Origin of the sequence: Pleionea mediterranea, from assembly GCF_003148745.1 — a bacterium.
Lineage (GTDB): Bacteria > Pseudomonadota > Gammaproteobacteria > Enterobacterales > Kangiellaceae > Pleionea > Pleionea mediterranea.
The window spans coordinates 115,631-127,497 of record NZ_QGGU01000007.1 but is presented as its reverse complement, the minus strand read 5'-3'; the positions used below and the strand labels follow the sequence as shown (position 1 = coordinate 127,497).

Genomic DNA, 11,867 nt, shown 5'->3' with positions numbered 1-11,867 from the left:
ATAAATATCAGGAATAAGAACAATGCTTGACCGTTAATAAGGAGTTAAAAGGCATGAAGCTCCAGCAATTGAAGTATATCTATGAAGTTGCGCGTCATGATCTTAACGTTTCGGCAACCGCTGAAAGTTTATACACATCCCAACCGGGGATAAGTAAGCAAATAAGGTTGTTGGAAGATGAGCTAGGTGTTCAGGTGTTTACACGAAGTGGTAAACACCTTACCAATATCACTCCGGCTGGCGTTAGGATTTTGGAAGTCACCACCGAAATTTTACAACTAACCAAGAAAATACAAGATATTGCAGCTGATTTTGTCTGTGAAGACAAAGGCATTTTTCGTATTGCCACCACTCATACCTTCTCGCGTTATCTATTGCCGGGCATCATAGAGTCTTTCACCAAAAAATACCCAGAAGTGCGTTTGCATTTGCATCAGGGCATAAACGCTCATGTGGATCATATGCTGGATCATGGCGACATCGATTTGGTGATTTTTGGTGAGCGAGACGAGTGGTTTGCCGATAAAATACAAGTGCCATGCTTTTTATGGCATCAGTGCATCGTGGTGCCTCGTGAGCATCCACTCTGTCATGACATGAGTATTTCGTTGGAAAAGCTCGCGAATTACCCTTTATTAGCCAAGCTTAACCCTGACGGTAAAGTTGGTGAGGTGGAAAAAGTTTTTAAAGATGCCGGGCACGAGCCTGACTTTGTGATCACCGCGACCGATTCCGAAATTTTAAAGTCTTATGTGAGAATGGGGATGGGAGTTGGGCTTATTGCCAGAATGGCCTACAACCCCGAAAAAGATTCTGACTTAAAATTAATTAATGCGGATCATCTATTTTCACCGTTTAAAGCAAAAATTGTGTTTCATAAAAACTTTTTCTTCCGAAAGTATGTCACCGATTTTGTATCCATGCTGGCGCCACATATAAATGAAGAAATGCTGAAAAAAGTTGTGCGCTGTCGTTCATCCAATGAGTTAAATAATCTTGTGAGTGACAATACTTTGCCTGAGCGCTAAATGGTGATGTGCTAGAGGTTAAAGAACAGTAAAACTAAAATGAGTTACCTTTACAGAATTAATCTTACAGGGTAACTCATTCACAATGAGAAAAGTCTTTTTGTGGTTTTAGCACTCAATAATATTGACTGCCAGGCCACCACGTGCCGTTTCTTTGTATTTTGTTTTCATATCGGCACCGGTTTCGCGCATGGTTTTAATCACTTTATCGAGCGATACTTTATGGCTGCCGTCGCCTCTTAGAGCTAGCCGGGCTGCATTAATTGCTTTGATGGAGCCCATCGCATTACGTTCGATACAGGGCACTTGCACCAAGCCACCAACAGGGTCGCAGGTTAAGCCTAAATTATGTTCCATGCCGATCTCTGCTGCATTTTCCACTTGCTCAATGGTTCCCCCCAGCGCTTCAGTTAATGCTGCGGCAGCCATAGAGCAGGCGACACCAACTTCACCCTGACAGCCTACTTCGGCACCAGAAATAGAAGCATTTTCTTTGTATAGAATGCCAATGGCGGCGGCTGTCAGCAGAAAGCGTACTATGGCATCATTATCCGGTTCGCCTTTGCAGTGATGTTGAACAAAGTAAAATAAAACCGCAGGAATAATACCAGCGGCACCATTGGTTGGTGCAGTAACCACACGACCACCTGCAGCGTTTTCTTCATTAACCGCCAAGGCGTATAAATTTACCCAGTCCATAACCGATAATTCGTCAGTTTGATTTTTACTGGCTTTAAGTTTTCGGCACAGAGAAGGAGCACGACGTTTTACTTTTAACCCGCCCGGCAATATACCTTCTCGCTCACAACCTTTTTTGACACAGTCACTCATCGCCTGCCAAATGGTCAGTAATTTATCGCGAACCTCTTGCTCTGTATTCCAGGACAATTCATTTTTAAGCATTAAACTTGAAATACTTAATCCGTGCTCTTTACACAAGCTGAGTAATTCTTCGGCCGATTTAAAAGGGTAGGCAATAGGGGTTGGATCTTCTACAAATGGATCGTCGGCAGAGACATCATCGTTTACCACAAAACCGCCACCCACCGAGTAATATATGCCAGATCGTAACTCATTGTTGTCTTTATCGTAGGCGGTAAACTTCATGCCGTTGGCGTGTTTTGGTAATACATCTCGTCGGTGAAAAACCAGATCTTTCTTTTCATTAAACGGAACGTCATGTTCATCCAGCAGACGAATTGATTTATCAGTACGAATTTTATTCATCCTGTCGGGCACAGTATCAGGGTCGATGGTATCCGCACGGTGACCTGCAAGACCCATCAGAACAGCAACATCACTGCCGTGTCCTTTTCCTGTTTGACCTAAAGACCCGTAAAGTTCACTTTTTATTCGGGTGACTTTTGACAGTGATTCCTTTTTTTTCAGTTCGCCAATAAATCTTCTTGCGGCACGCATAGGGCCAACAGTATGCGAGCTCGATGGGCCAATACCAATGGTAAATAATTCAAATGTGCTAATAGACAATGCGTTCACCTAAACTGTTTATTGCCAGCTTCAATGCTGGCTCAAATTAAATGGCTTTTATATCTCTATTGTACGGGAGAAGGTCGGTGTTTGACGAATGTTAAGTGTAAAGTTTTCAGTTATAACACTCTAGTTGTTACAACTTGAATTATGAGTGGTCGAATGTGTTTGAAAATCGGTTCAGCTGTTTGGAAAACTCCACCAGTACACGGGCGGTTGCTCCCCAGATGTTGTAATTGTGGTATTGAATGGAATAGTAATAACGCTTTTCACCTTGAAAAATAGCGCTTTGCAGTTTTTGATTATCAGGATTGCATATAAAGCTTAAGGGCACTTCAAAGGCTTCATCCACTTCTGATGGATCGATGGTCAGCTGGTATGAGTCATTGATGATGCCAACGTAGGGCGTCATTAAATAGCGAGTAATGGTCTGATGTTGTGGTAGCTCGCCAATAACCTTGACGTTATTGGGGGTAATACCAATTTCTTCGTAGGTTTCGCGAAGCGCGGTGTCTTTTAAATCGATATCCCGGTTTTCCTGACGACCACCCGGAAAGCTGATTTGTCCTGCGTGATGCTTTAAGTGTTTGGCACGACGCGTTAGCAGTACATGATAACCGTAAGATTGTCCCACTTCTCTGACGATTAATGGAACGAGTACCGCTGCCGGTGTCAGTAGTTTCACATCGGTTAAGTTATTATTATCCGCGGTAGTGTCATCATGAATGGATGATTCCGCTAAAATGTGCGCTATTTGTTGAGGTGAAAAATTCATAAGTCACTTAATGGAGATAAAATTTTACTTAATTTAGCAAAGGTTTCCTGATACTCAAGCTCACTTTCAGAATCATACACTAATCCACCACCAGCCCAGGCGTATATGTTTTGATTGGTGGTGGTTAGCGATCGGATTAAAATGTTGCTGTCACTGTTGCCATTAAAACTAAAGTAAGCCAATGAGCCGCAATAAAAATGACGTCGATGAGGTTCAAGTTCTTCGATAATTTCCATTGCTCTTATTTTAGGCGCACCGGTAATGGAGCCGCCGGGAAATGCTTGTTGGATCACATTAATATGGCTGGTGTTATCAGAAATTTTGGACGTGACGGTGGAAATTAAATGGTGCACTGAGGGAAAGCTATAAAGACCAAACAGTTCAGAGACTTCTACACTTCCAGCAACCGCTGTCCGGCCCAGATCATTTCTTAATAAATCGACAATCATCAAGTTTTCGGCACGATCTTTGTCGCTGTTAATGAGTTCATCTTGCAACTGTTTATCGGTTGTTTTGTCTTGGCTTCTTGGCCGCGTTCCTTTAATCGGTTGGGTGATCACATCACTTTGATGAATGGCGATAAAACGTTCAGGTGAAAGCGACATAAGGCAACCGGATTTAAAGTTCATAAATCCGGAAAAGGGCGCGCTATTTAATCGTCTTAATGCCACATAGGCCGACCACTCGCTGCCTTCATAGGGCGCGGAAAATCGCTGCGCCAAGTTTATTTGATAACAGTCACCAGATTTTATGTAGTTTTTAACCTGATTAAATTTTTCATAGTAGTGTTTTTCGGAAAGGTTAGATTGCCATTGTTGTGTAATTTTAAATTTGGAATGACACACAGAAGAATCAGATTCTTCTTGCCGTCTTTTTTGTATGGAATTAGTAATGGTTTGCTTTAATGAATTTGCGATGGTTTCTGTGTTGTCATAGTTATACAGTGTGACGGTTTTATTTAAGTGATCGATGATTAACGGGGACAAATAAATACCAGCAACCAGATCCGGCACATGGAGTTCATTTTTGGCTTTATCGGGTATGTTTTCTATTTGCCTGCCCAGGTCATAGGCAAATGCACCGGCTATTCCGCCTGTGAAGGGTAATGCTTTAATGTCATCTTCGGTTGTCGAATCTGATTCTGTTCGATATTCATCGAGCCAGGCTGTCAATTGCGCAAAACAGTCATCCACCGATATGGTTTCATTTGATTGAAAATCTTTTACCCAGTGCTTGTCATCTTCACTGATTAAAACTTTTACCGGAGAAATAAGAATAATATCGTAACGACTGTTGTCATTTAGTTTGTTTGGATTAGCTTGCGATGAACCTGCACTATCCAGTAACAGTGCAAAAGGAGACTCTGCAAAAGGAGAAAAATAAACTTCAGCTGAGTTTGCGCCAAAATAATCAAACGAACAAAACCTCATCAATGCTATCTCTAATACTCAAGTTTAATGATTAAATGTTGTCTGACAGTGGCTGATACTTATCAGACGAATCGGTTATAATACCAAAGTTTTGAGTCAAATCGTTGAACCCATTATACTTTTATTGTATGGTTGTGCGGTGCAATATAAGCCGCATTGTCCCTTTATTTCCGGAGGAAATTCATGGCGGTCATTAAAAAAGCCGACTTTATCGAAAGCGTAGAAAGTGCCTTACAGTTTATTTCTTATTATCATCCCAAAGATTTTGTGGATGCGATGCACGAAGCCTACGAAAAAGAACAAAATTCGGGCGCAAAAGATGCCATTGCCCAAATATTGATCAACTCCAGAATGTCTGCAGAAGGCAAACGTCCTGTTTGTCAGGATACTGGCATTGTTACCGTCTTTGTCAAAATAGGAATGCAGGTACAATGGGACTCTGATTTAACCGTTCAGCAAATGGTTGATGAGGGCGTTCGTCGCGCTTATGCGAATCCAGACAATCCACTTCGCGCATCAGTGGTAGAAAATCCTATAGGCCCTCGAAAAAATACCAAAGATAACACACCTGCAGTGGTTCATATCGATATGATCCCGGGCGACAAAGTTCACGTCGATGTCGCTGCTAAAGGCGGTGGCTCTGAAAATAAATCTAAGTTTGTAATGCTAAATCCAAATGACTCTATTGTGGACTGGATTTTAGAAACCGTGCCAAAAATGGGCGCTGGCTGGTGCCCACCTGGTATGTTGGGCATTGGTATTGGTGGCACCGCTGAGAAAGCCATGGTAATGGCGAAAGAATCCCTGATGGATCCCATCGATATTCATGAACTAAAAGCAAAACAAGACAAATCGCCAGTCGATAAATTGCGCTTGGAGATTTTTGAAAAAGTAAACAAGTTGGGTATTGGTGCGCAAGGCCTTGGCGGATTAACCACCGTTTTGGACATTAAAATTAAAGACTGCCCAACGCACGCGGCATCTTTGCCGGTAGCTATGATCCCTAACTGTGCGGCAACACGCCATGCTCACTTTACTCTTGATGGTTCGGGCGCCGCCGAATTGCAACAGCCCTCACTGGCTGACTGGCCTGAAGTGACCTGGGAAGTTGGCGAATCGGTGCGCAAAGTTGATTTAAATACTGTCACCAAAGAGGATGTAGCCAGCTGGCAGCCAGGTGAAACCCTGTTGTTATCGGGCAAAATACTGACTGGCCGAGACGCCGCACACAAACGCATCCAGGAAATTTTTGAAAAGGGTGAGTCGCTACCCGAGGGTGTCGATTTTAATGGTCGGTTTATCTATTACGTGGGTCCGGTGGACGCCGTCAGAGATGAAGTGGTTGGCCCTGCTGGCCCTACAACATCAACGCGTATGGATAAATACGTTGAAATGATGCTGGATAAAACAGGCCTAATGGGAATGATCGGAAAAGCAGAACGCGGTGATACCGCCATCGACTCCATCAAAAAACACAAAGCTGTTTATCTTATGGCGGTTGGTGGAGCTGCTTATCTGGTTTCTAAAGCGATTAAAAAGTCACGTGTGGTGGCCTTTGAAGAGCTTGGGATGGAAGCCATCTATGAATTTGAAGTAGAAGATATGCCGGTAACTGTTGCCGTTGACTCGCAAGGCGAGTCAGTGCATAAAACGGGCCCTGCAATCTGGAAAGTTAAAATGGAAGAAATGGCAACGCAATAAGTTGCCATTTTTTTACCATTAATTTATTACGGCAAGTTACTGCAAGATTTAACGTAACCGATGCCTTCAATCAATTATTGAAAACCAAAATAAGAGAGTGATATGACACAAGCACAAAGTCCTGGCGCAAAATTTCGCGCAGCGGTTGCTGATCAAAAACCGCTTCAAGTGGTGGGCACAATCAATGCCTATACTGCACATATGGCCAAACGAGTAGGTCACCAAGCCATTTACTTATCTGGTGGAGGTGTTGCTGCAAACTCACTGGGAATGCCCGATCTTGGGATCAGCTCATTAGAAGATGTTTTAATTGATGTTCGCCGTATTACTGATGTGTGCGATTTACCCTTGTTAGTGGATGCCGATACCGGTTGGGGTGGAGCCTTTAATATTGCTCGCACTGTAAAGTCTTTAACGAAAGCGGGCGCTGCAGGTTGTCACATTGAAGATCAGGTGGCTCAAAAACGCTGCGGCCATCGACCCGGTAAAGAGATAGTATCAAAACAGGAAATGGTTGATCGTGTTAAAGCCGCTGTGGATGCTAAAACCGACGATCAGTTTGTGATTATGGCCCGTACTGACTCGCTTGTTGTTGAAGGGATGGACTCTGCCATCGAACGTGCTTTAGCATGCGTTGAAGCAGGCGCCGATATGATCTTTCCAGAAGCCATGAACACTCTTGAGCAGTATAAGCAATTTAAACAAGCCGTTAAGGTTCCTATTCTGGCAAATATCACTGAGTTTGGTAAAACACCCTTATTCTCAACACCAGAGTTGGGTGAGGTCGGTGTCGATATAGTTCTCTATTGCTGTGGTGCTTATCGAGCGATGAATAAAGGTGCTTTATCGGTTTATGAAGCACTTAAAAATGAAGGGCATCAACGCAATGTAATTGACATTATGCAAACGCGTGAAGAACTTTACGATTATTTGAACTATCACAGTTATGAACAAAAACTTGATTCACTGTTTGCAGAAAATAAGGAGAAATAATATGACAGAACAAACATTACCAAAAAAGAAAAAATCGGTCGCTCTGTCAGGTGTTACTGCCGGTAATACAGCTTTGTGTACCGTAGGTCGTACAGGCAACGATTTGGCCTATCGGGGGTTTGATATTTTAGACTTTGCAGAAAAAGCAGAGTTTGAAGAAATCGCCTACTTATTAATTCACGGTAAATTGCCCACCAAAGCTGAATTAAAAAACTACAAAAGTAAATTGAAAGCATTACGCGGTTTACCATTAGCAGTACAAGAAGCACTTGAGTGCATTCCTGCTGCTGCACATCCAATGGATGTATTGCGAACCGGTTGTTCTGTATTGGGAACCGTATTGCCAGAGAAAGACGATCACAATGAATCCGATGCAAAAGATATTGCCGATCGATTAATGGCGTCATTTGGTTCCATGCTGCTGTACTGGTATCACTTTAGTCACAATGGTCGTCGTATTGATGTAGAAACAGACGATGATTCTATCGGTGCGCACTTTCTGCATATGCTACACGGTGAAAAGCCCAGCGAGTCCTGGGAAAAAGCCATGCACATTTCTTTGATACTTTATGCCGAGCATGAGTTTAATGCTTCAACGTTTACCAGCCGTGTAATTGCTGGTACAAACTCGGATATGTACTCATCGGTTTGTGGTGCCATAGGCGCTTTACGTGGTCCAAAACACGGCGGTGCAAACGAAGTCGCTTTAGAGATCCAAAAGCGATACAGTTCGCCCGATGAAGCGGAAACAGACATTAAAGAGCGAATGGCGCGCAAAGAAATTGTCATCGGTTTTGGTCATCCGGTGTATACCGTTTCTGATCCACGTAATGAAGTGATCAAAAAAGTGGCGAAAAAACTTTCTGAAGAACAGGGCGATACCAACTTATACAATGTTGCCGAGCGACTTGAAAAAGTAATGTGGGATGAGAAAAAAATGTTCCCTAATCTGGATTGGTTCTCTGCCGTTTCTTATCATCAAATGGGTATTCCAACATCCATGTTCACCCCAATATTTGTCATGTCCCGCATTACCGGTTGGGCTGCCCATATTATGGAGCAACGTGTGGATGGAAAAATCATTCGTCCGTCAGCCAATTATACCGGCCCAGAAGATTTAAAATGGGTTGATATTGATAAGCGATAAATAAACTCTTCCATAACAAACGTAGGTATTGCGGCACGTCTTAAACTCATTCGAGTTCGCCAAAATACCGACTTGTCGTCTATGCTATACAAGGCTTCATATTTTAAATGAAGCCTTGATTCACATCATTTCACTGTCCTAATTTCCAGGAGAAACTATGAGCGCAAATGCAGATGTAAGTAACCGTCCTCAACCCGATCGCGTACTGGTTGATATGGCCGAATACGTTGCCGATTATGTCATTGACAGTGAAGAGGCCATTGAAACCGCGCGTTATTGTTTAATGGATACTTTAGGCTGCGGACTTTTAGCTTTGCGTTATCCTGAATGTACCAAACACCTTGGCCCTGTGGTTCCTGGCACAATAGTGCCCAATGGTGCCCGGGTACCCGGTACACAATTTGAAATGGATCCGATAAAAGCGGCTTTCGATATTGGTTGCACGGTACGCTGGTTAGACTACAACGACACCTGGCTGGCTGCCGAATGGGGGCATCCATCGGATAACCTTGGCGCAATTCTGGCTGTTGCTGATTTTATTTCACGACAGAACATCGCCAGTGGTTACTCTGCGTTAACCATGCAAGATGTATTAATTGCGATGATTAAAGCCCATGAAATACAAGGTGTGTTGGCACTGGAAAACAGTTTTAACCGTGTTGGTCTGGATCATGTGATTCTGGTTAAAGTAGCCTCAACGGCAGTGATTACTCAAATGTTAGGCGGCACCAAAGAAGATATTATTGATGCTGTTTCACAAGCTTTTGTTGATGGGCAGTCGTTACGGACCTACCGTCATGCGCCAAATACTGGCTCTCGTAAATCCTGGGCTGCCGGTGATGCAACAAGCCGTGCCGTTAGACTGGCTTTAATTACCATGACGGGAGAAATGGGCTACCCAAGTGCGTTAACAGCAAAGCAGTGGGGGTTTTATGACGTTCTGTTCAATGGCAAAGAGTTTTCGTTCCAAAGATCATACGGCAGTTACACAATGGAAAATATTCTATTTAAAATTTCCTACCCGGCCGAGTTCCATGCGCAAACCGCTGTAGAGTGCGCTATTAAACTGCATGAAACAATAAAGCACCGCTTGGACGATATCGAAAAAATTGAAATTACCACTCATGAATCTGCCATTAGAATAATCAGCAAAACAGGCGAGTTAAACAACCCTGCTGATCGCGATCATTGCTTGCAATATATGGTCGCTATAGGATTATTGTTTGGTGAGTTAAATGCTGATCATTACGAAGATAATGTCGCTGATGATCCTCGTATCGATGAGTTACGCAATAAAATGAATGTGCAAGAAAATGAACAATATTCAAAGGATTATCATCAACAAGATAAACGCAGTATTGCTAATGCATTGCAGGTTTTCTTTAATGATGGTGAGTCCAGTGAAAAAGTTGAAGTTGAATTCCCGATAGGCCATCGGCAACGTCGTGAAGAAGGTATCCCATTATTAATTGAAAAGTTTAAAAATAATGTAGCCACACGATTTCCTAAAAAGCACGGTCAACAGATTATTGATCTTTGTCTGGATGAAGAAGAACTCGGGAACACGCCGGTTAATGAGTTTATGGATTTAATGGTTATTTAGCGATCCTAACCATTAATTGTGGCTTAAACGTAAAATAAGTTCTTTAATTCGATTAACTTGCAACAATGGGGTAAACCTATTGGCAAGTTAATCGAATCACTCAAAAAACCAACGATTAAATAACATCTCCAACGCGAACAATCTTCATTGCATTAGTACCGCCAAGTAAACCCATATGGTCGCCTTTTGTTAATAACACCAGATCATCAACTTGAACTATGTCGCGCTTTTTAAGTTCGTCGACGGCAAGTCGATTAACATCGTGACGGGCGAGCTTGGTGGGATCAAACGCAATGGATTCTACACCACGATAAAGCGCTAATCGTCGCATGGTGTCTACCCGTTTGGTGAGTGCGTAAATAGGCATGCCGGAGCGTATTCGTGACATCCATAGGGCAGTAGCGCCAGATTCGGTCAGGCAGCAAATGGCTTTAACACCTTTAAGATGATTGGCGGTGTACATGGTAGCCATGGCAATGGCTTCATCAATGCGTTCAAATTGATCTTCCATGCGGTGTTTTGAAATTTGCGAAACTTTTTGTTTTTCAGCCCCGCGGCAAGCACGAGCCATGGCTTCGACCACAAGGATAGGGTGATCACCGGTGGCTGTTTCCGCTGAAAGCATAACGGCATCGGTACCATCGAGCACGGCATTGGCAACATCAAAAACTTCTGCACGAGTAGGGATTGCATTGGTGATCATGGATTCCATCATTTGTGTCGCGGTAATAACAACGCGATCCAATGTACGAGCTCGGGCAATGATTTTCTTTTGAACACCGATTAATTCAGCATCACCAATTTCAACACCCAGATCACCGCGTGCCACCATAACGGCGTCAGAGGCTTTGATAATTTCATCCAGAATTTGATCCGAGTGGACTACTTCGGCACGTTCAATTTTAGCTACCAGACCGGCCTGGCATTCTGCTTTTCGAATCAGCGTTTCAGCTTGTCGCATATCATCAGCACTGCGTGGAAAAGAGACGGCTAAATAATCCACATTCATTTTCGCTGCGAGTAAGATATCTTCACGATCTTTATCGGTTAATGCGGGCGCAGATAATCCTCCGCCTTTTAAGTTGATCCCCTTATTGTTACTCAGTGGGCCAGCCAGTGTTACTTCGGTTTTAACTTTGTTGCCATCGATGCTGGTGACTTTTAATTGTACCCGGCCATCATCTAGCAGTAGCTCATCGCCGGGTTTGCAGTCGTTAGGCAATTCTTTGTAATCAATACCTACCTGACTCTCATCCCCTGCGTTTGTATCCAGCGTTGCGTCAAGAGTGAAGGTTTGACCCTGTTGAAGTTGGATTTTTTGCTCTTTAAAACGAGCGATTCGAATTTTAGGTCCTTGAAGATCACCCAGGATCGCGATTTCTATCCCCATTTCTTTCGATACATCGCGAACCAACTGGGTTCGTCTTATATGATCGTCCGGAGAGCCATGAGAAAAGTTCATGCGCACCACATTGGCACCTGCCAAAAACAGTTTTTTTAGCGCTTCTTTGTTATCGGTTGCAGGACCTAAAGTTGTCACTATTTTAGTTCGTTTAAACACGTAGCTAGTTTCCTTTAAAGTTAATTCTTACGTAAAGCATAGGCTTTTAAAGTTTTAGGTCTTGAGTTGGAGGGCAGAGCTTTGTGTAACAGGTTTGATACCTGACATTATTATTTAGGCTTATTATGTAGTTAAGATAAC

Annotated in this window: 9 protein-coding genes; 5 read left to right on the top strand and 4 right to left on the bottom strand. The window is 43.1% G+C overall.

From position 1 onward, the window contains the following. Positions 1-53: 53 nt before the first annotated feature. The gene (locus C8D97_RS10535; RefSeq protein WP_109763736.1) at positions 54-1,028 is read left to right on the top strand and encodes a LysR substrate-binding domain-containing protein; all 975 of its coding nucleotides are present in this window, start codon (positions 54-56) and stop codon (positions 1,026-1,028) included. Between the two features lie 108 nt (positions 1,029-1,136). Here the strand turns inward: C8D97_RS10535 and C8D97_RS10530 are convergent, their stop codons facing one another. From C8D97_RS10530 to pabB, 3 genes are all read right to left on the bottom strand, one after another. Then, positions 1,137-2,516 (bottom strand): L-serine ammonia-lyase, encoded by a 1,380-nt coding sequence (locus C8D97_RS10530; RefSeq protein ID WP_109763894.1) that lies wholly within the window; start codon positions 2,514-2,516, stop codon positions 1,137-1,139. Between the two features lie 148 nt (positions 2,517-2,664). After that, positions 2,665-3,291: an NUDIX hydrolase gene (locus C8D97_RS10525; protein WP_109763735.1), complete on the bottom strand. Its 627-nt coding sequence runs from the start codon at positions 3,289-3,291 to the stop codon at positions 2,665-2,667. After that, positions 3,288-4,721 carry an aminodeoxychorismate synthase component I gene (gene pabB, locus C8D97_RS10520; RefSeq protein WP_109763734.1) on the bottom strand — a complete coding sequence of 478 codons (1,434 nt, stop codon included), beginning with the start codon at positions 4,719-4,721 and terminating at the stop codon, positions 3,288-3,290. The genes C8D97_RS10525 and pabB overlap by 4 nt, the downstream gene beginning before the upstream one ends. 183 nt (positions 4,722-4,904) lie before the next feature. On the opposite strand from pabB, the gene C8D97_RS10515 reads away from it, so the two are divergent. The 4 genes from C8D97_RS10515 (at position 4,905) to C8D97_RS10500 (ending at position 10,165) form a co-directional block, all read left to right on the top strand. Continuing rightward, positions 4,905-6,422 carry a fumarate hydratase gene (locus C8D97_RS10515; RefSeq protein ID WP_109763733.1) on the top strand — a complete coding sequence of 506 codons (1,518 nt, stop codon included), beginning with the start codon at positions 4,905-4,907 and terminating at the stop codon, positions 6,420-6,422. Between the two features lie 102 nt (positions 6,423-6,524). Continuing rightward, on the top strand, positions 6,525-7,415 hold the full coding sequence (prpB, locus tag C8D97_RS10510; protein ID WP_109763732.1) for a methylisocitrate lyase: 891 nt from the start codon (positions 6,525-6,527) through the stop codon (positions 7,413-7,415). A gap of 1 nt (position 7,416) precedes the next feature. Beyond that, entirely contained in the window at positions 7,417-8,562 is a 1,146-nt protein-coding gene (gene prpC / locus C8D97_RS10505) for a bifunctional 2-methylcitrate synthase/citrate synthase (protein WP_109763731.1), read from the top strand. Positions 8,563-8,719: 157 nt separating this feature from the next. After that, positions 8,720-10,165, top strand: coding sequence for a bifunctional 2-methylcitrate dehydratase/aconitate hydratase (locus tag C8D97_RS10500; protein WP_109763730.1), 1,446 nt, complete (start codon positions 8,720-8,722; stop codon positions 10,163-10,165). Positions 10,166-10,280: 115 nt separating this feature from the next. Here the strand turns inward: C8D97_RS10500 and pyk are convergent, their stop codons facing one another. After that, positions 10,281-11,726: a pyruvate kinase gene (gene pyk, locus C8D97_RS10495; protein WP_109763729.1), complete on the bottom strand. Its 1,446-nt coding sequence runs from the start codon at positions 11,724-11,726 to the stop codon at positions 10,281-10,283. Positions 11,727-11,867 lie beyond the last annotated feature (141 nt).